Origin of the sequence: Haloplanus litoreus (genome assembly GCF_045690335.1) — an archaeon.
GTDB lineage: Archaea > Halobacteriota > Halobacteria > Halobacteriales > Haloferacaceae > Haloplanus > Haloplanus litoreus.
On the sequence record NZ_CP147874.1, the window covers coordinates 2439080 to 2459868 of the forward strand.

A 20789-nucleotide genomic window follows, 5' to 3' on the forward strand; every position below is an offset into this window, starting at 1 on the left:
AGTCGGAGACGGGAACGGATGATGGTCGGCTACACGCCGGAGGCATCGGCGTCTCTCGACGGATCTCGCCTTCGAGGAGGAACGGCCCCAACGTCAACGGGCGCTACTCGACTCGGCACGGGATGTCGCCGCTGATCTCGACATCGACCTTCCGACGCGGGCAATCGTCGGTCGTGGGGGCGGACCCGCCATTCCGGCCGTGATCGAAGAGGAACGCGCGAATCACGTCCCTCTCGGCTGGCAGGGATCCCGAAGCCGGCGTGAGTAGGTCCTCGGGCCGACGATCGATTCCCGTTATCGGACACACGCCGTGTGACGCGACGCTCGTGACGCTCGACCCCGGGGATGGGCGCGACGAAGGAGGGATCGTGGTCCTCGCGGGGGCCACAGGCGTCGGCTGCGGCAGGCCGTGCTGCTGAACTCGTCTCCACGGCCGACGACGAACCGTCGCTGACGCTGTCTGACGTGCAGTCCACGGTGGCCGATGGTGGCGGAGGCATCCCCCCACCGAGCGTGGTGAAGCGACGATCGAAGAGCGGGTCGGACGCGCTGGAATAAAATACATGTCGCATGATATGCGAGTTGTGAACGTCGAGGATACCGAACGGGCGACACTCGATGTCGCCACAGGACACGACACGACCTGCGTCGGTGCGCCCCAGTCCGGAGCGATTTCGCAGGCCGTATTCGGGTCGCCCCCGGAGACGGTCGACGCGAAGGCGGGTCGGACCGTCGTGACGGCACGCGAACGCGGACCGGGGGAATCGCCGCTGTCGATCCGTGAAGCTCTAATGCGGAGCATGGAGAGATAATCACCGTGTACATCATCATCATCGGCGCCGGCGATATCGGGACGCCACTCATCGATATCGCGACCAAGTCGGGGAACGAGGTGGTCGTCATCGAACGCGACGACAAACGAGCGAACCGGGCCGCCGACGAGTTCGACTGTCTGGTACTGAACGCCGACGCGACCACGAAAGAGACGTTGGACGATGCCGGTGCCGCGCAGGCCGACGCGCTCATCTCGACGACGGACCAGGACGCGACGAACGTCATGACCTGTCTCCTCGCGAAGGAGTTCGAGATACCTGCGATTCTCTCCGTCGTCCACAACCCCGAGCACATGGGACTGTTCGAGCAGATTGGGGTGAATACGATGGAGAACCCACAGCAACTCATCGCCGAATATCTGTACCGAGCCGTGGCGCGGCCGGCGATCGTCGACTATATGCGCATCGGCAAAGAGGCCGAAGTGTTCGAGATAACGGTCGCCGACGACGCGCCAATCGCAGGGAAGACGCTTCAGGAGGCCGCACAGTCGGGACTCCTCACCGAGGAGATGCTCGTGGTAGCGATCGAACGCGAACGGGATTCCCAGCCGATCACTCCTCGCGGAAACACGACTATCGAGGAAGGCGATCTACTCACGGTGTACTCCGGTGTCGGCGCCGATCCGGAGATCACGGATATCTTTGGCCACTATGAAGATAGTGGCGAGTGAGCCGACCATGATGAGTACCGGGACAACCGCCGCAGATCCGATCGTACCCGCGGGAAAGGCATGAACGGCTCCGTTGCAACGGTCGGCCGAGACCTCGGACGTATCTTGGCGGCACTGGGCGGGCTGATGCTCGTCTCGCTGATCGTACCGGTCGTCTGGGGGGAGTACTTTGCGCTCCCCGCGCTACTCGTCTCGGCTCTCATTCCGCTCGGAATCGGACGGTTGCTGTCTCGACGATTCAGGAACGCCGAAGCCCCGGGGCGGTTCCACGGGATGATCGTCGCCGCATCGGGGTGGTTTTCGGTCGGGATCTTCGGCTCGCTCCCGTTCCTGTTGATCGCCTGGAGCGTCCAGCTCGGCGTCCCAGGGTTCACGACGCCCCCGCAGACGGCGACACTCGCCGCGTTCACCGAGCCCCTCAACGCCGTGTTCGAGAGCATGAGTGGGTTCACCGGTACCGGACTCACGATGACCGACAACGAGGAGGTGCTGCCGCGCACGCTCCAGTGGTGGCGGACGTTCAGCGAATGGGTCGGCGGCGTCGGTGTGATCGTCTTGACGACGGCGATCCTCTCACGGCCCGGGAGCGGCTCGCTGACGCTCTACGAGAGCGAGGCCCGCTCCAAGAAGATCCACCCGAGCATCGTTTCGACGGTCCGGACGATCTGGTGGATCTTCATCCTCTTTACGTTCATCGCGATTCTCGCACTGTGGCTGGCGGGAATGCCGATCTGGGGGGCGATCAATCACGGCATGACCGGCCTCGCGACCGGCGGGTTCTCGATTACGGACAACTCGATCGCCACCTACGACAGCGCCGCGATCGACTTCGTGTTGATTCCGATCATGCTGCTGGGGAGCATCGCGTTTCCGGTGCACTACCTCATCCTGCAGGGCGACCTGCGAAACTTCTATTCGGACCTCCAGACGCGGTGGGTGTTCGCCTATATGAGCATCGGATCGGCGTTGCTGTGGAGCTTCCTGTACTTCGGGGGTCCCTACGAAACGCCGTTCGGTGCCTTGCGCTATGGCCTGTTCCAGTTCGTCTCGGCCGCCACCTGTACGGGATTCCAGACGGCCGTCGACGCGACCAACGTCGCACTCGGCCGGTGGCCGTCGTACGCCCAGCTCACGGTCGCGTTCGGGATGTTCGTCGGTGGAGCAGCTGGTTCGACCGCAGGAGGCATCAAACTCATCCGCGGGCTGACGCTCGCGAAGGGAATCCGGTATCAAATCGCGGACGTCTTCTATCCCGAGACTGCAGTCCGGCGACTGGAAATCAACGGCCGGCGACTGGACGAAAAAGCGGCCAGCCGCGAATTCATGGAGGCGGCGATCATCGTCGTGCTCTGGAGTACGTTCCTGGTCGTCGGCACGTTCCTGTTGCTGCTCATACTTCCGTCTGCGGAGTATTCGCTCGCCAACGTCGTATTCGAGGTCGCCAGCGCCCAAGGGAACGTGGGGCTCTCGTCGGGGATCACGGGCCCCGAGTCGCTGCCCACACTCGGGAAGATCACGTTCCTCTTTCACATGTGGATCGGACGGCTCGAAATCATCCCGGTCCTCGTGATGCTGCGTACGATCTTCAAGCGCGGAGGACTGTACTCGTGAACCCGCGCGACCTCCCCGTCATTTCCGACGTGTTCGAGGCCGGGGCAGACGACCGAGTCTTCGATTCCCTGCTGTTGCTGGGGCCACTCGTCATCGGGCTCGTCGTCGTCCTCGATCGCTCTTTCGTCACCGAGACCCTCGCGCTCGCATATATCGCCGTATTCGTCGGGTACGTCCTGTATCGTGGGGCGGCCCAGTAGGACTGGCCCAACTCGCTGTGCCCCCGTGTGAGGCGAGTTGACGACGCCGACGCCGACGGTGTCAGCAGTTCACGCCGTGTGAACGCCCGATAGGCGACGGAATACGATCTTCGGGGAGCGGGATCCTGTCGGGGGCCACCCACGAGGAGTCGGACAGCTTCCCGGGCCTGCCGGCGAGGGAGTGTCGACGGACGGGTGCGGTCCAAGCGGGAGACCTATTCTTCCGTCTCGTGGCGCGGTTCGCGCTGTACCACGAGGACGGGGCCGAGAAACCGGTCGGCCACCTGATCGGCCGGCATCCCGAACACGAACGTCGCCAGTGAGGGATCGGACTCACCCATGACGACGACGTCGAACGCATCGGCTGCATCGACAATCGCGTCGAGGGCCTCTTGATCGCGATCGACGCGCGTCTCGATCCTCGAGGCGTCCATACCCTGGTCCTCCAGCCGATTCACCATCCCCTCCAGGAGTGTCCCGACATCCTCGTCCGTCTCGTCCGGCTCGGCGACGTGGTACAACGTCACCGAGACGTCCATTTCGCCGAACAGGCCTGCGACGACACGGGCGAGGCGGTCGATTCCCACGGCACCACGGACCGCGACGAGTACGTCTTCGACCGGGCCGGTGGCGTTCGGGACGAGCGCGGCCAGACAGTCGTGCTCGGTCGTCATCCGGTCGATCGTCTTCTGGGCGACATGAGTGAACACGAGCCTCCGCTCGACGGTCGCCCCTGCCTCCTCGAACATCGCCTGGTACTCGTCGAGCCGTTCCGTGGCTCGCTCCTCGAACTGCATCTGCGCCTGTCCCGGTGCAGTCTGTTCTGGAATGACGTGGTACCCCAGCAGTACGACGTTGGCTTCGGCGAGGAGTTCGGGGACACCCTCCGGGACCGATTCCCCTTCGAGCACGCGAAGTGGGACGAGTATCGATGGACGATCTGACATCATTAGACGTCTCCTTTGAGAGTCACGTCCCCAGCGTAATAACGGTACCAGAGGTACGAGACGATCATGATCACGATGCCGATGCCAATCGACGCGGGTTGCATGAAGGCGATCAGTCCGAAGCTGGCGAGCGCCCCCACGGCCGGAACCGCTGGATAGCCCGGCACCCGGTAACTGGGGGAGTACCACTCGGGATTTCGGCGCCGTAACACGATCAGAGCGACACACATCAGCCCGTACATGATCAGGTGGAGGAACGAGGCGACCTCCGCGAGCAGTTCGACCCGGCCGGTCGCGACGAGGACGAGGATCGGCCCACCGGCGGCGAGCAACGCGACGTGTGGTGTACCGTATCGGAGGTTGACCTCGCTCGCTTTGCGCGGGAGCAACGCGTCGCGGCTCAGTGCGTACACCGCCCGCGAGGCGCTGAGGATCGACGCGTTCGCGCTGGAGAACGTCGCCAACAACCCGGCGCCCAGAATCGCGACTGCACCGGGCAACCCGAGGAACTCACGGGCAACTTCGACCATCGCCGTCTCCCCGAACTGGCCCAACCGGTCCGCACCGAACGCGCTGGTTGCGACGAAAATCGTCACGACGTAGAAGATGGTGACGATGAGGACCGAACCGACCATCGCTAGCGGGAGGTTCCGGCCCGGCTGTTTTATTTCGCCCGCGACGGTCGCGACCTGGGCGAACCCCAGATACGAGGTGAACACGAGTGCCGCGGTCGTCAACACCGGGAAGTATCCCCTGGAGAAGAACTGCTCCGGAACGGTTCCACCACCGAACACGCCCACGGCGTCGAGGACACCGTACGAAAGAAAGCCCGTGAGCACCACGAGGAGAATCCCCACCACGGCGTTCTGGATCTTCGCGGTGTTCTCCGTGCCGCCGATACTCAGTGCAGTCAGTGCAACGCCGAACAGGAGTCCGATCCCGATGACGGGACTGAACGGAAGTCCGACGCCGAGTTCGGTGAACACGGCGCTCGCGTAGTGACCGAGGCCGACCAGATAGAACGCGGAGGCGAACATCAGGCCCAGCCACAGGCCCAGCCCGACGATCGCACCGTAGGCCGTCCCCATTCCGCGCGAGATGAAGTAGTAGCCGCCACCGCTCCGGGGCATCGCCGTGGCGAGTTCGGAAGTCGGCAGCGCCACGAGCAACGCGATCAGCCCGCCGACCGCAAAGGAGAGGGTGGCCGCGAGACCCGCGTTATCGGCCGCCAACCCCGGGAAGACGAAGATTCCAGCCCCGATCATGGTCCCGATCCCGATCGCCAGCCCGCCGACCAGCCCGATGGTTCGTTCGAGTTCGACGTCGTCGTCGTAGACTGTCGTGTCGTCCGTGACGGCTTCCGGTTCCGCGATGGGTGTCTCGCCGGCGATATTCTCGCCAGTGGACCCGACGTCGGCAGACTCTTCGGCCATACGACAACGATAGCGTCAGCTGTCGGATAAAAGCGCCGGCAAGCGGTGTGGTCTTCGCTACTGGTGGGACGGGCCGACGGCGAACGAGCGTACCCGAAACGGTGTGTCCGGAACGCTCGTCGCGATCGCACCGCTGTTCATCGTCGGCCGACTGGAGAGCCCTCAGACGAACGCCGCCTGAAACCGGCTGATGCTTTCGTCAGTCCCGGCAACCACGAGTTCGTCCCCGGCTTCGATCACGAACGACGCTTCCGGATTGGTGACGACGTTACCGTTTCGCTCGGCGGCGACCACGGTGCAGCCAGTCCGATTGCGGATGTCCGCACCGGCGAGCGATTCGCCGACAGCGCCCGGGGCCGTCGTCCGGACGAGTTTCAGTTGCGTGCCTGGGGAGAGGATCTCCTCGTCGAGGACGATCGACGCGAGCATTCGCCCGCTGACGGCCGCAAGCGAGAGCACGTAGTCCGCACCGGCGCGATACAGTTTCGAGACGTTCTCCTGCTCGTTCGCCCGGGCGATGATTTCGATCCGGGGATTCAGTTCGCGAATGGCGAACGTCGCGAAGATGGCGGTCGTATCGTCCGGCAACGCGAGCACGACGGTCCCGGCGTTCATAATACCCGCCTTCCGGAGGGCCTCTCGTTCGGTCGCATCGCCGACCACGTCGACAGTCGAGCGTTCCGCGGGGTCGATCGTCGTGTACTCGATCCCGGCCCCCGAGAGCACGGACGTGACGGTCCGGCCGACGACGCCCATTCCCGCGACGACGACGTCCCCCCGTCGGTGCCGTCCTTCGGAGAGCGTCATCGCCTTCAGTCGGTCGAGTGCCGCCTCACCACCAGTCGCAACGAGGACGCTCCGGGCGTCGAATCGGGCGTCGGGCTGCGGGGGACTCTGGAAATCCCCACGGAACCACACCCCGATGACGGCCGCTCCCGTTCGCTCGAAGATGTCGCTCTCCCCGAGAGTCCGTCCGATCAGCTCGCTCCCGTTCTGGAGGGGGAACTCCGCGATGTCGAAGTCCTCCTCGATTTCGATTGCTTCGATGGCCTCCGGATCGAACGAACCGACCGCTTTGCCCGCGAGCTGTTCACCCAGTATCTGTTTGGGCGAGAGTACGTCGTCGGCCCCCGCGTACCGGTGATAGTCCGCAGTGTTCGGGTCCTCGGTCAGGCTGACCGTCCGCACGTCGGGGTTGACTGCCCGGGCGGAGAGGAGGACGCTCGGGTTCGTTTCGTCGTCGACGTTCGCGATCAGGGCAGTGGCGTACTCCAGCCGGGCGCGCCGGAGCGCCGCGTCCGACTCGGGATCCCCGAACATCACCGTATACCCCGACGTGTAGAGATCGTTCGCTACCTCCCGATCGCTCTCGACGACGACGTACTCGACGCCGCGTTCGGTGAGTTCGTCGATGAGGACCTCCTCCCGAGCCCCGTAGTTACAGAGGACGACGTGGTCGTCGATCCCGCGAACCGAGGAGGGGGCACTGGACCTGAACGCGTCTTCGAAGAGCGGGACGACGAGTACCGGGAGTGCTGCGAAGATGAGGACGAGTCCCGAAAGCGCCATGAGAGAGACGAGATAGTTCATCTGTGGGCTCGACCAGGGAGCGTCCCCGCCGTACCCGACGGTGGTGACCGTCTGAACGACGGCTTCGATCGAGCGGTACAACGGCTGCGGGCGACCTTCCCACGTGGCCATCCCGTAGTTGTACAGGACCACGAATCCGGAGAGCACGCTGATGACTAGAGCGAGATAGTAGACGGTGAGACGTGTCCGCCGATCCATACTATCCGTCATCAGGAGTCAGGATCATAAGAGACACCCTCGATGACGATCATCGACGGCCACGGATCCGGAGCGGGGTGTCGGGACACGAGTCGCGTGACCGCACTACTCCGCGACACTGCCCACGGTGTCCTGCATCCACGGGAACGGTACGCGTCGTAGCCGGTGAGCGATAGGGGCCTCCGGAACCCATTGCACGACCGATCGACGGTCGTTCGTCGATCGGCCGCGCACACAGGTCCAACGGGAACTACTGTCCAGCGGACGGGATCGCAGAGAGATCCACACACTCCCGAACGAGCGTCGCGGCCGCGCCGTAGGGGTTCTCTCGGTCACCCCTGCGATCGGGTCGCGTCCGATCGGCCGAGTCGTAGACGGCGTCGACGAACGCCTCGCGTACCGTTCGGTTCTCGAAGAGACCGTGGAGGTACGTCCCCGCGACGTCCCCGACGGCGGCGCTCTCGGGACCGACCGGTCGGTCGACCGGCTCCGTGGCGTGGGTGTCGCCCACGTGAATCTCGTAGCCGGAGACGTCGCCACTGGCACCGGCCAGCGGCCCCGACCCCGACCCCGACACGTCCCAGGTCACTGCTTCGACGCGCTTGTCGGTGGTGAACGTCGTCTCCACGGGTAGCCGTCCGAGGCCGTCGACCACTTGCCGGTCGTCGGTTCCCTCGACGTGAGCGTTTCCGATGCGGTCGCCGAGCATCTGGTAGCCGCCGCAGATGCCGACGACTGGACCGTCGAAGGCGACGAGTTCCTCGTCGAATCCAGCCTCGCGAAGCGCGAGCAAGTCGTCCACGGTGTTTTTCGTCCCGGGAACGACGACGGCGTCGACGTCCGCGAGCGACGCCGAGAGTGGACGGTACGTGACGCGGACGCCCGGGACGCGGGCCAGCGGTTCGAGGTCGGTGAAATTCGACACGCGCGGGAGGCGAGGGACGCCGACGGTGACCGTCCGGTTGGGGGGGACGTCGTCGCCGCCACGGACACCCTCCTCGGGGAGCGAGACGCTGTCCTCCGCCGGGAGACCGGGGTCGTCGTGGGGGAGAACGCCCAGGACTGGCACGTCCGTCCGTTCTTCCACGTCTTCGATGGCCGGGTCGAGGATGGACCGGTCACCCCGGAACTTCGTGATGACGACGCCGACGATACGGTCCGTGATGTCGTCCGGGGCGAGTTCGAGCGTACCGACGATGCTGGCGAACGCACCGCCGCGTTCGATGTCCGCGACGAGCAGGACGTCCGCATCGGCGAAGCGTGCCGTCTCGACGTTCGCCAGATCCCGGTGGCTGAGGTTCGGTTCCGCGATGCTCCCCGCCCCCTCCGCGACGACGACGTCGTGGGACTCGGCGAGTCGACGGTAGGACTCTTCGGCGGCGTCGCGGACGCGCTCCCAGTGGTTCTCGTAGTACTCGCCCGCCCGAGCGTGCCCCACCGCCTCGCCCTGAATCACGATCTGACTCTCGCCGTCGCCCCGGGGTTTGAGCAAGACGGGATTCGAGTCCGTCGTCGGCGTCACCCGCGCGGCCTGAGCTTGCACGTACTGCGAGATGCCGATTTCGCCCCAGTCGGCGTCCGTCTCTCCGGCGGCGAGGACGACGCGAGCGTTGTTACTCATGTTCTGGCCCTTGAACGGGACGACGTCGACGCCGCGGTCGGCGAGATGGCGACAGAGACCGGCCGCTACCGTACTCTTGCCGACGTGGCTCGCGGTGCCGGCGACGAGTAGCGTCCGCGTCATCTCTCCGCCGCACGCCCCACGGACGCGTCGACGGCCCCGCTCTCGGGGTGTCGGTGGCGTAGGTGTCGAGCGTTCGGTCGAGGTGACGTCGACGGATCTCCCGACCGTGCCGACCCGCGAGCGGTGTCGTCGTCCATCGGCACACAAGTGCTGTTTGCAGTACCTTCAATCCAGTTGTAGCAGTAGGACGCTCGTGGCGAACGTCACGTGTCGCGAACACGACGTAGGTTGCTCCCGACGACCACCCACGCGTACCGGGGGACAACCGTCCCGGATCGTTGGAGAGGTGGCGCGGGGAAGCCAGTCAGTCGCGTCCGCGGTCATCGATCGAGGGAGTCTGTACGGTTTTCGAATCACCAGTGTCTGTGAGGAGCGACACGAGGTCCGTCTCCGTTACTGGCTGTGCGATCGCACCGATCCCCACATCGCGAGCCACACGAACTGCACTTGGGGGGTGAAGGTTCGCTTCGTCCAACAGCCCATCGTCGTAGAACACTTCTCGCGGCGTGCCACTCCCGATGACGTTGCCATCGGCCATTACGTAGACACGATCAGCGACCTCGGCGGCGAAGTCGAGGTCGTGTGTCGAGAAGACTACGCTGATTCCCTCGTCGTGAACCCGTTGGATACGGTCGGCGACCAGTTGGGCCCGCTCGGGGTCGAGACCCGCGAGCGGTTCGTCCAGCACGACGACACTCGGGTCGAGGACGAGCACGCCGGCGAGGCCGACGAGGCGTTTCTCTCCGCCGCTCAGGTGATGCGGAATCCGGCCTTCGAGGTGGCTCGCGTCGACCGCCGCGAGCGCCTCGCGAGCGCGCTGGTTCGCTTCGTCGCCGGGCACGCCGTAGTTCTGGAGACCGAACATCACGTCGTCGAGGACCGTGGGTGCGACGAGTTGCGTGTCGGCGTCCTGGAAGACGAATCCGACTGCCTTCCGAGCGTACGCCTTGGTGTCTTCGGTGATCGGCGTGCCGTCGACGACCAGTTCGCCGTCGTCGGGAACGAGCGTCGCGTTCAAATGTTCGAGGAGCGTCGATTTCCCCGCACCGTTGCCTCCGACGAGCGCGATGGATTCGTCGGGGTAGACGCTGAACTCGATGTCGTGCATTCCCACCGTTCCGTCGGGATACGTGTGGGATTCACACCGGAGGTCGACGAGCGGAGCCCCGTCCCGGCTCATAGTCCCGCTCCGTAGATTGTGACCGCTGCGTACCCGACAACGGCGACGTACGAGCCGACGACGACGCACAGTTCGTGGATGGGTGGTCGCGAGACGTCGCCGTACAGCGTGAGGTACCCGTCGTAGCCGCGGGCTTCCATGGACTTGACGAGCCGGTCGGACTGCTCGATTGCCGATAGCATCGTCATCCCGAGGATTCTTGCGTACAGCTGTTTGTTCGACCAAAATTCCGAGAAGTTCGCCCCCCGGGAGAGCGCGGCTTTCACCAGTTCCTCCAGCGCCTCGATCATGATGAACGTAAACCGATAGGTCAGCAGCGCGATCTGGTCGATCGGCCGAGGGAGCAATCGCCCGAGCACGTACGCCACGTCGGCATATTTCGTGGTCATCGACGCCGTGAGGGTGAACGTGACGACCGTGAGTGACCGACAGGAGAGCTCGCCGAAGAGTACGAGACCCGTCCACGTGACCGAGAACTCACCGAGCGGTGTCACGAGGATACCACCGATCGGCGTCCCCGGTTCGAGGACCGCTAGCGGTCCGGCGACCGAGACGATGAACAGCATCGGGAGCGTGTACCAGCCAGCTAGCCGTCGGAAGGGTAGCCCCGCGAGTCCGTACACGCCCAGTACGACCCCGTACAGTCCGACCAAGAGCCCGAGTCGGTCGAACACCGTGACGGCGAGGACAAGTGCGCCGACGACTCCGACTTTCGTCCAGGGATTGACGCGGTGCAGCGGCCCGTCCCCACGCTCGGAGAACGCCGTGATGAGCCGCGGGTCCGGAACGTGGTTCGAAAGTGTCGTCACGGTCATCGTGCAGTGCGTTCTTCCTCGTCGAAGCCACCGTAGCGGTCGACGTAGACATACAGGCCGATACCGAGCGCGACCAGCAGGACGACAAGCCCTCCGAACTCCAGCATCAGTCCGCCATTACGAATGGGGCCGGCGACGACGATGCCGCGGCCGAAGTCGACGAGCGCGCCGCCGCCGTCCTGCACGCCGCGCCCGAGTGCCTGTGCGGAGCGTTTGGCCCACGGGAGTGCGCCACCAGTCGAAGTAAAGCCCCACAGGCCGGCGGCGAAACAGGTCGCGAGCAGACCGACGAGCCAGCCGTACTGCTTCCAGCGCTGCATCAAGCCGTCACCCCGGTCGTTCCGTCTCGGGCGTCACGGTCGACAAGCCCAACGAGGTCGGGGCGAACGGACGCGAGGAACTGGACGATGAAGCCCGTCAGCATGCCTTCGATGACGGCGACACCGAGGTTGAGGCCCACGAGGCCAGCGACGGCAATCGTCAGATCACCACGCGGCAGTGCGCTCCCGTTCACACCGCTGATCACGATGATCGCACCCATCAGGAATGCCCCTGCCGAGAGGCCGAGTGTCGCAGCGCTCGCGCCAGCGGGGAAGACGTCCCAGTCCATACCCAGCAGCGTCTTGAACGCGTAGTAGGCGACGATGGCTTCGGTGGCGTTTACGAGCGTGTTCGCCCCGAGTAGACCGACTGCACCGTGACCGAGGGCCGCCGAGAAGATGTTCACGACCAGCGCGATGAGCGCCCCGAGCAGCGGGCCAGCGAGAACACCCACGAGACCGGTGAGGTTCATGTGGATGCCACCCCAAACCGGGATGTTAAGCTGGAAGATCGCAAAGCTCGCGGCCGCGCCGATGCCCGCGAGCGCGATCTGGTGTGTTTTGATACCGCCTTTCCGGACCCGGTAGACGATCAGGCTAATCAGCCCGATACCGAGCAGCGTCCAGACCACCAGTGCCCACAGCGGGAACGACCCCTCTCCGAGGTGAATGTGCGCCATGTGATTAACAACACTACGGTCGATTATAATAATCTTACTTTATTGGACCAGTTCAGATAATAACTCCTGTCGACTCGGTTGGTGTGTCAACGCGGAGTCTGGTTGAGGTTCTGACACCCTGCCGGCGAGCGGTTCGGTCGGCTGTCCGAGGCCCGACCGTGAGACGGGAGCGTAGTCAGAACAGAACGAATCCCGGCAGATAGAGGAGGAGACAGACCAACGCACCCCTGCGGTCGATGCCTCGCTGCCAGTACATGAGGCCGAGGACTGCGATCGAAACGGCGAGCATGTACCCGGTGGCGACGAGTACGGATCGGGGATCGGTGACAGTTACGTCGGCGACCAGGGCACCGATCCCTAGCGAAAAGACGGGGTCGGTAATGTTGCTCCCGAGTAGCGACCCGATCGAGATACCCGCCTCGCCCCGCTTCGCCGCGAGTCCCGCGACCGCTATTTCGGGGGCAGTGGTTCCCAACCCCGTTAGAATGCCGACGAGAAATTCGGGAATTCCGACGGTACGGGCGACGGCGACGCCGTTAGTCACCATGAGGTGACCGCCGAGGACCACCAACGCAATTCCGGCGACGATCCAGGGAATCGCTTCCCGAGGAGGTGCTCTCTCCTCGACCACTTCTTCGGTGATCTCCTCACCACCCTCGTGCGAGTAGAGGTCGTGGATGAAGGCGACGTACGCGAGCATCATGAGAAACCCCTCCGAACGGACGATCTCACCGTCTTCGAGGACGAGAATCATGATCACCATCGCGAGGATCATCGCCCCACCGTAGACGAGGACGTTCCGGCGTTCGGCCTCAATGCGCGATATGAGCGCGACGATACCGATAGCCAACGTAATCTGTGCGGTCTCCGAACCGACGATGTTTCCCACCAGAAGGTCGCCGGCACCATAGAGAGCGGAGAAGACGGACGTGGTCATCTCGGGAATCGAGGTCCCGATAGAGATGATCGTGACGCCGATGAAGAACGCAGAAAGCCCGTAGTATAGCGCCAGTTCGGCCGCTGCGTCGACGGTTCGGTCGGCACCGATCAGGAGAAGCGTCAGGCCGACCAGGAACCCGGCACCCTCGAGGATCATCTCATGGCGGACAGACGTCCGGGGACGAGTAAAAAGTGGTCGCCCTCTGTCACGATGCGGTCGGCGCCCCGCTCGACGGAGAAATAGCGTCTGTAACCGCGTGCACGCCCGACCGCAGCCACTCCGACGATCGGACGAGCAACGACGTCGCGAGGCGATTCGGATCGGAGTCCGTTCGCCGGCACGTCCGAAACGCCTCGGGGCTCGGCGGACTGGTGTGAACCATATTCGGCGACGGCCGGGGCACAGTTACACCGATCCGTCTCGGAGTTCGTCGAGAACCTCGGTGGCGAACGTCGTCATCGCTCGTTTCGGTTCGTCGGCCTGCAAGCTGACGATGACGTGGTCGAGGCCGTAGTCCTCCAGTCGTCGGAAGTAGCGTCGGAACCAGTCGACGCCAGCGCGGTAGCCGAGATGGAGGTGTTCGGGGTCTGCGGTCGGATCGTCCGCGAGAGCGACTCGAACGGCGATCACGAACGGCTTGTCGTCCGCGAGAGTTCGCCACTCGTCCAGATAGCTCCGGAGCGTGTCGTCAGGAAGGTGGTAGAACAGCCAGCCGTCGCCATGCTCGGCGATCCACTCGATGGACTGCCGGGCGTGACCGGTGGGGAGGAGTGGAAGCGTGTCCGTCGTCGGTTTGGGGAGGACGTCCAGGTCACCGTCGAGTCGGCCCCACGAGCCGTCGAGCGTCGGATACTCCTCCTGCCAGAGGGTTCGAAGCGCGTCGACGCTCTCACGAACCGTCGTCCCCCGTTCGTCCGGATCGACGCCGAACGCCGGATACTCCGGATCACGGTCGCCGGAGGCGACGCCGAGTACGAGTCGACCGTCGGAGAGTCGGTCGACGGTCGCAGCGGATTTCGCGACGTGGATCGGGTGTCGCAAGGGGAGGACGGCGCTCGCAGTGCCGAGGGCGACGTCGTCCGTCAGGGCAGCCACGTGAGAGAGCAGGGGCCACGTATCGAACGCCCCGCCGGCATCGCCGAAACGCGGCCAGTACGTCGGGACGTCGCGTGCCCAGAGGCCGTCGAACCCGACCGACTCGGCGTGGCTCGCGAGTCGAAGTTCGTCCTCGACGACCGGCGTCGACTCCCGTTCGCCGGTGAGTGGAAAACTGATCCCGACGGAGAGTCGGTCGGGTTCGAACAGCCGCCGATACCCAGCATTTGCACACGCCAACTCGGTCATCGACGACCGTTGTCGTTCGAGACACATCTGCCCTCGGATCCCGAGGACCCGCGGCGAAACGTGTCTGCCGTCCGCGCGGACTAGTCACGAGGGACGACATCACGACCCACGGGCGTTCGGCCGTCGGAGGTAGAAGAGGAACCGGCACGCAAACGACTCGAAGAGGCGGAGGAGCGGTAGTACGGCGACGCGGCCTTCTTCGGCGCGATGGCCAACTGTCCGCCGGTCTTTCGGGCCATCGTCGAGACGTTGGAGACGTTCGGCCGGGGGGCACGCGTCGACGCGGAACTGCTCGAATTGATGCGGCTCAAGGTCGCCGACATCCACCAGTGTGGCTACTGTGCGACCGTCAGAACCCTCGACGTGCGCGAGGCCGTCGCGGCCAAAGAGGAGTTCGTGTTCGGAGAGGTCGACCCCGACGGACTCACCCGCCGGGAGTATCTCGCCGTCTCCCTCGCCGAGGGGATAGGCCGGGATGCCCACGGAATCACGGACGAGCGGTTCGTGGCCCTCCGCGAGGAGTTCACCGAGCAAGCAGTCGTCGAACTGCTGCTGTGTGCCGCCCTCGAAGTCGGTCGCGACCGGTTCTGTACCGCGTTGCGGCTCCAGCCGACCGACGACCAGTACCCGGACGAGGTATCGTACCCGCTGACGGATCCGCCGCGGACGAGTGAGACGGGCGTCGACGACTCGGACCGCTCTACGCCTCCAGTTCGTCGCCGACCCGCACCTCGTCGCCGACGGCGAGCGTCTCGCCCGCGTGCCCGTCCGGAATGCGCGTGATCAGCATGACAGTAAAGAAGTGCTCGAACTCGCGTCGGGGCGCCCAGTCCGGAAGCGTCTCCTCTCTGCGCCGCGCGAACCGCTCCTGGAAGTCGGCGATGGGCTCGCCGGTTTCGGGATCCCGCGACGGAACGACACAGCGCGCACAGGCCTCCGCCCCCTCGAATCGGATGCCACCGACCTCGAACCCCGACGGGGTCGAACCGAGGAACCGGTCCTCCCAGAACGCGGGGACACCGCCGATTTCGACGTTCGGCCGCAGGCGGCGGCGTGCTCCCTCGACGGTCATCTCGTCGAACCAGGACGCGACTTCCTCCAGAGTCCCCGTGCTGAGGACCGAGGGCCCGAGCTTCGGTCGGTCGATGAATGACGGTGGCTCCCGGCGGTGGAGTTCGACCGGTTCGCCGACGAAATCGCTGAACCACTCGCTCGCCTCGTCGCGGTCCGTCGTCAGGTCGAAGCGGAACGTCTCGCCGGTCTCGTTCGACCGGATCGTGAGGACTGTCGTCTCGGGGTCGAACTCCGTAGTGATCTCGTTTGTGTGGTCGATCTCCTTCCCGTTGAACGTCTTGCCGACGGCGTCGAACCGGTCCTCGATGACGGTGTCCTCGGCCGGATCGAGGAGCGCGTACTCCCGATCCCCCGAGAACGTTCCCGCGTCGTTGATGCTGATCGACTCGACGGCCATCCGGTCGAAGCCCTTGATCGGATACACCCAGAGACTCTCGACGTAAGCCATTGAGCAGCAATTATCGGTCTGATAACATAAGCCTTCGTCGACGACACACCTCACTCAATCGAGGAGCCGACCGTGGACGTCGATTTCACCGTTTCGGATTCGCGTGCTGCTGATGCGGTTGCCTTCCTCGTCGACGATGAACGGCGGGGTATGGATTTCGAGCGGCTGCAGCCCCTTGTCGACGCGGTGCTGGTTGATCTCGTAGGCGCGACGCTGGGCCTTCGCCTCCGGTGACGTGACGAGAGCGTCGATATCTTCCCGACGCGAAGCCGGGCCGCCGGTGTCCTCCAGCCGGATGATCTCACAGGTCGCGCTGTAGGCGTCGCGGATTCGGTCGAGTTCGGCGCCGAGGGCGTCCCGACGGGCCGAGAACGACCCGAGCAACTCCGCGTGGGACGGGTCGCCGCGCGTCTCCGTCGCCAGGTCGGGAGAGGTGAGACCGACGACGACGTGGCCGTCACCGTCGCCGTCGTGGCTTGCCGTCTGGAAGGCGTGGTGCAGGAGGGCGCGGTGACCGTTGTGGACCGGTGTGAACGTGCCACCGAGGATCACGACGCGATCGGATCGTGTCATACCTACCCGTACCGTCGCCAGCCCCGAGTAGATGGGGGTGGGCCTCGCTCTCCGTCACCCGGTGAGTGTGACCGGCCGCGACGCCGAGAGCATGACGTCCTGGACCGTACTGCCGAGGAGGACCTTCGCCACGCCCGACCGCTTCCGGCCACCCATCACGATGCCGTCGACGTCGCGGTCCCCGGCGGCGCCGATTATCTTCCGTGTCACTTCACCACCTACCGCGACGCGGTCGACGGAGACGCCCATGGACTCGAGGTAATCGGCCGTCTCGACGGCCGCCTCGACGTCGTCGAAGGCGTGGTCCGGTGCCCCCTGGTAGTCCTGATGTCGGAAGACGTAGAACACCGTCGCCGACACCGACGTCTCGGCCCCGGGAAGGTCGGCGACGTACTCCGCCTGCCGGCGTGCGCGGTCCGCGTTGCGGTCGACCGGCACCAACACCTCCCGCGTACCCTCGCCGAGGACGCTGTTCGCGCCGGTCAGCGTGACCGGACGGTCGGCCGAGACCATCAGGTCGTGGACGGTACTCCCCAACAAGACGCCCGTCATCCCCGAGCGTTTGCGACCGCCCGCGACGATTTCGTCGGCATCGATGTCGTCGGCGGTCCGAACGATTTCCTGGGCGACGCCGCCGTCGGCGACGAGCCGCGTCGTCTGGATGCCCGCCGCCTCCACGTGATCGGCCGCGGTGACGGCCGCCCCGTTGTCCGCGAAGGCGACGTCGTCGGCCGTCGAGAACCGATCCGGCGGCACGACGTGAAGCACCGTCACGTCCAGTGACTCCGCCGCGTTCGGAAACCGTGCGACGTAGCTCGCCTGATGGGCGGCCCGACTCTCGTCGCGGTCGACGGGAACGAGTATCCGGTACATGACGGGAGCGTATTGTCAGCTTGAAAATATATACTGCGGTATTCGTTCCCACGGCGTGATAACGCGCGGGTCGGTGGTGGGATGTGGCTACTCGTCGGTGTCGCTCTCCGGGGGCGGTCCGGCCCCGCTGCGGACGGTCAAAACGGGGACGTCGACGGAGCGGAGGACGCGTTCGGTAACGCTGCCGAGGAGGGCGTGTGCCAGTCCGGTACGGCCGTGGGTCCCCATCACGACGAGGTCGACGTCGTTTTCGGCGACGTAGGCGCGGATCGTCTCGTGAGGCACGCCGAGTCGGACCGCCTCGACGACGGGCACGCCCGCCGCCTCGGCCCGGGCGCGGACCGAGGCCGTAGGATGCCGATCCGACAGTTCGAGCAAGTCGAGGACCTCCTCGCGGTCCATCCCGGTGCTGATCGGACTCATTCGGACGTCGACGACGTAGAGGACGTGTACCGTCGCGCCGTACCGCTTCGCGACGTCGAGGGCGTTCGTTGCGGCGGCCATCGCCGCGTCGCTCCCATCCGTCGGCACGAGGACCCGGTCGTACACGCAGGAGTCTGGGTCCGCATCGGGCTTCAGTCTATCCCTCCCGCCGGCCAGCGGTGCCGGAAGCTACTAACGGGGAAGGCTGGCCACGGCCGAACCCGACGGTTGCGGACGCTTCGAGGTCACCGGAGTCGAACCCGTCGAGTATCGGGGCGACCGGTTCGAACGGATCGTCGTAGACCAGTACTGGTGAGTCACCGACACGCTACGGAGCACCACCGGGACACAGTTACGACGAACCGTATCAGGCGCTCTCGAACTCTTCGCCGTAGTCGCCGCCGTAGCGGACGAAGAAGTAAGCGAGGGCGAGAACCGAGAGCAGTCCGGTCGTCAGCGCCACCGCGAGGGCTTTCGCGCTGTCCGGAACGGCGGGAGCGCCGCCGCCGCCACCGCCACCGCCACCGCCGCCACCACCACCGCCGTCACCGCCGCCGGAGTCCGGCATCGAGCCGACGACGAGGACGCCTTTCATGCCGAGGGCGCGGTGTGGCTGGCAGAAGTACTTGATCGTGCCTTCGGAGTCGAAGGTCTGTTCGAACGTGAACCCGGCGTCGGCGGTGAGTTCACTCTCGAAGTCGGCGCCCTCCTCGGCGACGACGTTGTGCTGGCCGCCCTCGCCGTTCCACTCCCAGACGACGGTGGTCCCGGGATCGATCTGGACCGCCGGGGGACCGAACGCGAAGGCGCCGCCGTTGCCCTGGGCACCGACCGTGATCGTCACCTCGTCCTGTCCGGTCGCGTCGGCCACCTCGCTGTAGTTGCCTACGTCGCTCATCCACCCGTCGAACGACGCCTGCGCCGTCGCGGTTCCTGCGGCGGCCGCCGTCGCCGCGGCACCCGCGACAGCAGTCAGAAATCCGCGCCGCGAGGCGGAACGATGACTTCCCATACCGGGGGTAGCGGGCCATCCTACGAAAACCTGACTATCCCGCTCGGCGCCGCGGTTCCCAATCGTTCCCAGCGACGAGGAGCGGACCCCTACGCTTACGGTGTCCTCGCACGGAATCCCTGCTATGACGAAACGACTGCTCGTCCCCATCGACGGATCGGACCCCGCAGACGCTGCGCTCTCCTTCGCCCTCGAGGAGTATCCCGACGCCGACATCACGCTCCTCTCGGTGATCGACCCGACGGACGTGGGCTACGGATCGATCGAAGCGGCGCCGAGTACCTTCGAACACCTGCAGGAGACGGCCAAAGACCGGACCGAACAGGTCCTCGAAGACGCGAAGGCGAGAGCCGAGGAGGCGGGAGTCGAGGTGTCGACCGAGACGGTGATCGGGATGCCGTCACGAGCCATCGTAGAGTGGGCAGAGAACAACGACGTCGACGGCATCGTCATCGGAAGCCACGGTCGAGAAGGCGTCACGCGCGTCCTACTGGGGAGCGTCGCCGAGACGGTGGTCCGTCGGTCGCCGGTCCCGGTGACGGTCGTTCGGTAACTACCCTTCGGTCGAATCCACCGGGCCACCGCTCGGAAGTTCCCTGAACGCGACGGTGAAGTCGCTGTCGTCGAAGTTCTCGACGGCGGAGTCGAGTTCGCGCTCGATAGCGTCGAGTTGGCTGACGAGTTTCTGGTACTCCTCGCTCTCGTCGAGTTCGTGGGGCGTCTTCGCCGCCTCCAGTGTCACCTTCTTCTCGACGAGCTGAAATTTCCGCTGGAGCTGGTCGTCGTAGGAACTCCGCGTGATCATCCGCTCGACGGCCTCCATGAGTTCCGGTTGATCGACGGGTTTCACTAGGTAGTCGTCGATCTCCATGTCGACGATTTCGAACCCCGGATCGACCGCCGTCACCATGACGATACGAACGTCCCAATCCTCCTCGCTGATGGCGTCGACGACGGCATCACCCGAAAGTCCGGGCATCCGCCGGTCGAGCAACATCACGTCGACGTCCTCGTCGAGCATCTCCAGTGCCTCGTTGCCGTCGTAGGCGGTCCGGGCTTCGGCGAACTCGTCTATCCAGTACGCGTACAGGTCCGCGAGGGACTGCTCGTCGTCTACGATGAGTACCGTCGCGTCCGAGAGTGAAGTGGTCATGTTCGTGCTCCTTGGTGGCAGGGACCACAGGGTCGACTGAGGGTCGCGTCGTAACGGACCGGCGTCGGGGCTCGTGGCTCCCATCCTCCCGCGCCGCGCGCCGCCCCGGCCGACGGGGCGGGGCGACACCCCGCAGGTGGCGCCGAACGGCCGCCTCGTGGGTGGGTCTCCACCTGATCGATCCGGCTGTCCACATATGAATCTACTGGCCGAGTTATCGACGGTGATACCATTTCGTCGGCGGCCGGGGACACCGCGCGACCGCTACGCATCGACGACGGTCGGGCGGACCCAGATGACGAAATCACCATCGCGCTTGATGACACCCCTGACGGCCTCGTCTTCGTCGACGGGGGAGGACTCCACGTCGTCCTCGTCGACTTCGACGACCTGATCCACCTCGTCGACGATCCACCCGATGGACTTCCCGTCGGTCGTGCGTTCCTGATCGAATACGATGATCCGTTTGCGATTCCCGTCCCCCGCGATGCCGAACACGACCTTCGGGTCGACGATAGTCGTCGTCTTTCCCCGGAGATCCATCACGCCCTCGACGTGGCGGGCCGAGTTGGGAATCACCGTGAGGTCGTTCACGTCGACGATTTCGGCGACGTGGGCGATGTCGACACAGTACGTCTCGGTCCCCAGTTCGAACTCCAGAAGCTGGACGGTCCGGGACCGAGCCGCCGCCTCACTCATGCTTCGCCTCCGACCCAGCGCGACCGAG

At 65.2% G+C, this 20789-nt stretch carries 23 protein-coding genes; 6 read left to right on the forward strand and 17 right to left on the reverse strand.

Features of this window, described 5'->3' with window-relative positions; genetic code table 11:
- The first annotated feature begins 345 nt into the window (after window positions 1–345).
- From V8686_RS13055 to V8686_RS13070, 4 genes are all read left to right on the forward strand, one after another.
- The gene (locus V8686_RS13055; protein WP_379704806.1) at window positions 346–558 is read left to right on the forward strand and encodes a hypothetical protein; all 213 of its coding nucleotides are present in this window, start codon (window positions 346–348) and stop codon (window positions 556–558) included.
- A 259-nt stretch (window positions 559–817) separates the two neighbouring features.
- Window positions 818–1504, forward strand: a complete 687-nt coding sequence (locus V8686_RS13060; protein ID WP_379704808.1) for a potassium channel family protein — start codon at window positions 818–820, stop codon at window positions 1502–1504.
- Window positions 1505–1564: 60 nt separating this feature from the next.
- On the forward strand, window positions 1565–3115 hold the full coding sequence (locus tag V8686_RS13065) for a TrkH family potassium uptake protein (protein WP_379704809.1): 1551 nt from the start codon (window positions 1565–1567) through the stop codon (window positions 3113–3115).
- Window positions 3112–3315 carry a hypothetical protein gene (locus V8686_RS13070; RefSeq protein WP_379704811.1) on the forward strand — a complete coding sequence of 68 codons (204 nt, stop codon included), beginning with the start codon at window positions 3112–3114 and terminating at the stop codon, window positions 3313–3315. The genes V8686_RS13065 and V8686_RS13070 overlap by 4 nt, the downstream gene beginning before the upstream one ends.
- A 215-nt stretch (window positions 3316–3530) precedes the next feature.
- Here V8686_RS13070 and V8686_RS13075 read toward each other — a convergent pair whose 3' ends face one another.
- From V8686_RS13075 to V8686_RS13120, 10 genes are all read right to left on the reverse strand, one after another.
- Complete coding sequence (locus tag V8686_RS13075; RefSeq protein WP_379704813.1) at window positions 3531–4262, reverse strand: universal stress protein; 732 nt, start codon at window positions 4260–4262, stop codon at window positions 3531–3533.
- A 2-nt stretch (window positions 4263–4264) separates the two neighbouring features.
- Window positions 4265–5695 carry an APC family permease gene (locus V8686_RS13080; protein WP_379704815.1) on the reverse strand — a complete coding sequence of 477 codons (1431 nt, stop codon included), beginning with the start codon at window positions 5693–5695 and terminating at the stop codon, window positions 4265–4267.
- Between the two features lie 162 nt (window positions 5696–5857).
- Window positions 5858–7483, reverse strand: a complete 1626-nt coding sequence (locus tag V8686_RS13085; protein WP_379704817.1) for a potassium channel family protein — start codon at window positions 7481–7483, stop codon at window positions 5858–5860.
- A 250-nt stretch (window positions 7484–7733) separates the two neighbouring features.
- Window positions 7734–9227 carry a cobyric acid synthase gene (locus V8686_RS13090; RefSeq protein WP_379704819.1) on the reverse strand — a complete coding sequence of 498 codons (1494 nt, stop codon included), beginning with the start codon at window positions 9225–9227 and terminating at the stop codon, window positions 7734–7736.
- Window positions 9228–9531: 304 nt separating this feature from the next.
- The gene (locus V8686_RS13095; protein WP_379704821.1) at window positions 9532–10407 is read right to left on the reverse strand and encodes an energy-coupling factor ABC transporter ATP-binding protein; all 876 of its coding nucleotides are present in this window, start codon (window positions 10405–10407) and stop codon (window positions 9532–9534) included.
- Window positions 10404–11216 carry an energy-coupling factor transporter transmembrane component T family protein gene (locus V8686_RS13100; RefSeq protein WP_379706592.1) on the reverse strand — a complete coding sequence of 271 codons (813 nt, stop codon included), beginning with the start codon at window positions 11214–11216 and terminating at the stop codon, window positions 10404–10406. The genes V8686_RS13095 and V8686_RS13100 overlap by 4 nt, the downstream gene beginning before the upstream one ends.
- Window positions 11217–11218: 2 nt before the next feature.
- Entirely contained in the window at window positions 11219–11542 is a 324-nt protein-coding gene (locus tag V8686_RS13105; RefSeq protein ID WP_379704823.1) for a cobalamin transport operon protein, read from the reverse strand.
- The gene (locus V8686_RS13110) at window positions 11542–12222 is read right to left on the reverse strand and encodes an energy-coupling factor ABC transporter permease (RefSeq protein ID WP_379704825.1); all 681 of its coding nucleotides are present in this window, start codon (window positions 12220–12222) and stop codon (window positions 11542–11544) included. Before V8686_RS13110 ends, V8686_RS13105 begins: the two co-directional genes overlap by 1 nt.
- A 175-nt stretch (window positions 12223–12397) precedes the next feature.
- Window positions 12398–13318: a sodium:calcium antiporter gene (locus V8686_RS13115; protein ID WP_379704827.1), complete on the reverse strand. Its 921-nt coding sequence runs from the start codon at window positions 13316–13318 to the stop codon at window positions 12398–12400.
- Between the two features lie 249 nt (window positions 13319–13567).
- Complete coding sequence (locus V8686_RS13120; RefSeq protein WP_379704829.1) at window positions 13568–14506, reverse strand: LLM class oxidoreductase; 939 nt, start codon at window positions 14504–14506, stop codon at window positions 13568–13570.
- 207 nt (window positions 14507–14713) lie between these two features.
- On the opposite strand from V8686_RS13120, the gene V8686_RS13125 reads away from it, so the two are divergent.
- On the forward strand, window positions 14714–15289 hold the full coding sequence (locus V8686_RS13125; protein WP_379704831.1) for a carboxymuconolactone decarboxylase family protein: 576 nt from the start codon (window positions 14714–14716) through the stop codon (window positions 15287–15289).
- On the opposite strand, the gene V8686_RS13130 is transcribed toward V8686_RS13125, so the two are convergent.
- From V8686_RS13130 to V8686_RS13150, 5 genes are all read right to left on the reverse strand, one after another.
- On the reverse strand, window positions 15207–16028 hold the full coding sequence (locus V8686_RS13130) for an MOSC domain-containing protein (protein WP_379704833.1): 822 nt from the start codon (window positions 16026–16028) through the stop codon (window positions 15207–15209). The genes V8686_RS13125 and V8686_RS13130 overlap by 83 nt on opposite strands.
- A 54-nt stretch (window positions 16029–16082) precedes the next feature.
- Complete coding sequence (locus tag V8686_RS13135; protein ID WP_379704835.1) at window positions 16083–16601, reverse strand: phosphopantetheine adenylyltransferase; 519 nt, start codon at window positions 16599–16601, stop codon at window positions 16083–16085.
- Window positions 16602–16655: 54 nt separating this feature from the next.
- On the reverse strand, window positions 16656–17474 hold the full coding sequence (locus V8686_RS13140; RefSeq protein ID WP_379704837.1) for a universal stress protein: 819 nt from the start codon (window positions 17472–17474) through the stop codon (window positions 16656–16658).
- Window positions 17475–17561: 87 nt separating this feature from the next.
- On the reverse strand, window positions 17562–18023 hold the full coding sequence (locus tag V8686_RS13145) for a universal stress protein (protein WP_379704839.1): 462 nt from the start codon (window positions 18021–18023) through the stop codon (window positions 17562–17564).
- 241 nt (window positions 18024–18264) lie between these two features.
- Window positions 18265–18909 carry a halocyanin domain-containing protein gene (locus V8686_RS13150; protein WP_379704841.1) on the reverse strand — a complete coding sequence of 215 codons (645 nt, stop codon included), beginning with the start codon at window positions 18907–18909 and terminating at the stop codon, window positions 18265–18267.
- Between the two features lie 124 nt (window positions 18910–19033).
- On the opposite strand from V8686_RS13150, the gene V8686_RS13155 reads away from it, so the two are divergent.
- Window positions 19034–19462, forward strand: coding sequence for a universal stress protein (locus tag V8686_RS13155; RefSeq protein WP_379704843.1), 429 nt, complete (start codon window positions 19034–19036; stop codon window positions 19460–19462).
- On the opposite strand, the gene V8686_RS13160 is transcribed toward V8686_RS13155, so the two are convergent.
- Both V8686_RS13160 and V8686_RS13165 read right to left on the reverse strand, forming a co-directional pair.
- Window positions 19463–20062 carry a HalX domain-containing protein gene (locus V8686_RS13160; protein ID WP_379704845.1) on the reverse strand — a complete coding sequence of 200 codons (600 nt, stop codon included), beginning with the start codon at window positions 20060–20062 and terminating at the stop codon, window positions 19463–19465.
- Between the two features lie 264 nt (window positions 20063–20326).
- Window positions 20327–20761 carry a chemotaxis protein CheW gene (locus V8686_RS13165; RefSeq protein WP_379704847.1) on the reverse strand — a complete coding sequence of 145 codons (435 nt, stop codon included), beginning with the start codon at window positions 20759–20761 and terminating at the stop codon, window positions 20327–20329.
- Window positions 20762–20789 lie beyond the last annotated feature (28 nt).

Excerpts from the sequence above, each read along its gene's own strand:
- V8686_RS13055 (WP_379704806.1), top strand. The coding sequence starts at position 346 with ATGGGCGCGACGAAGGAGGGATCGTGGTCCTCGCGGGGGCCACAGGCG.
- V8686_RS13065 (WP_379704809.1), top strand. The coding sequence starts at position 1,565 with ATGAACGGCTCCGTTGCAACGGTCGGCCGAGACCTCGGACGTATCTTG.
- V8686_RS13075 (WP_379704813.1), bottom strand. The coding sequence starts at position 4,262 with ATGTCAGATCGTCCATCGATACTCGTCCCACTTCGCGTGCTCGAAGGG.
- V8686_RS13080 (WP_379704815.1), bottom strand. The coding sequence starts at position 5,695 with ATGGCCGAAGAGTCTGCCGACGTCGGGTCCACTGGCGAGAATATCGCC.
- V8686_RS13085 (WP_379704817.1), bottom strand. The coding sequence starts at position 7,483 with ATGGATCGGCGGACACGTCTCACCGTCTACTATCTCGCTCTAGTCATC.
- V8686_RS13090 (WP_379704819.1), bottom strand. The coding sequence starts at position 9,227 with ATGACGCGGACGCTACTCGTCGCCGGCACCGCGAGCCACGTCGGCAAG.
- V8686_RS13095 (WP_379704821.1), bottom strand. The coding sequence starts at position 10,407 with ATGAGCCGGGACGGGGCTCCGCTCGTCGACCTCCGGTGTGAATCCCAC.
- V8686_RS13105 (WP_379704823.1), bottom strand. The coding sequence starts at position 11,542 with ATGCAGCGCTGGAAGCAGTACGGCTGGCTCGTCGGTCTGCTCGCGACC.
- V8686_RS13110 (WP_379704825.1), bottom strand. The coding sequence starts at position 12,222 with ATGGCGCACATTCACCTCGGAGAGGGGTCGTTCCCGCTGTGGGCACTG.
- V8686_RS13115 (WP_379704827.1), bottom strand. The coding sequence starts at position 13,318 with ATGATCCTCGAGGGTGCCGGGTTCCTGGTCGGCCTGACGCTTCTCCTG.
- V8686_RS13120 (WP_379704829.1), bottom strand. The coding sequence starts at position 14,506 with ATGACCGAGTTGGCGTGTGCAAATGCTGGGTATCGGCGGCTGTTCGAA.
- V8686_RS13125 (WP_379704831.1), top strand. The coding sequence starts at position 14,714 with ATGGCCAACTGTCCGCCGGTCTTTCGGGCCATCGTCGAGACGTTGGAG.
- V8686_RS13130 (WP_379704833.1), bottom strand. The coding sequence starts at position 16,028 with ATGGCTTACGTCGAGAGTCTCTGGGTGTATCCGATCAAGGGCTTCGAC.
- V8686_RS13135 (WP_379704835.1), bottom strand. The coding sequence starts at position 16,601 with ATGACACGATCCGATCGCGTCGTGATCCTCGGTGGCACGTTCACACCG.
- V8686_RS13140 (WP_379704837.1), bottom strand. The coding sequence starts at position 17,474 with ATGTACCGGATACTCGTTCCCGTCGACCGCGACGAGAGTCGGGCCGCC.
- V8686_RS13150 (WP_379704841.1), bottom strand. The coding sequence starts at position 18,909 with ATGGGAAGTCATCGTTCCGCCTCGCGGCGCGGATTTCTGACTGCTGTC.
- V8686_RS13155 (WP_379704843.1), top strand. The coding sequence starts at position 19,034 with ATGACGAAACGACTGCTCGTCCCCATCGACGGATCGGACCCCGCAGAC.
- V8686_RS13160 (WP_379704845.1), bottom strand. The coding sequence starts at position 20,062 with ATGACCACTTCACTCTCGGACGCGACGGTACTCATCGTAGACGACGAG.
- V8686_RS13165 (WP_379704847.1), bottom strand. The coding sequence starts at position 20,761 with ATGAGTGAGGCGGCGGCTCGGTCCCGGACCGTCCAGCTTCTGGAGTTC.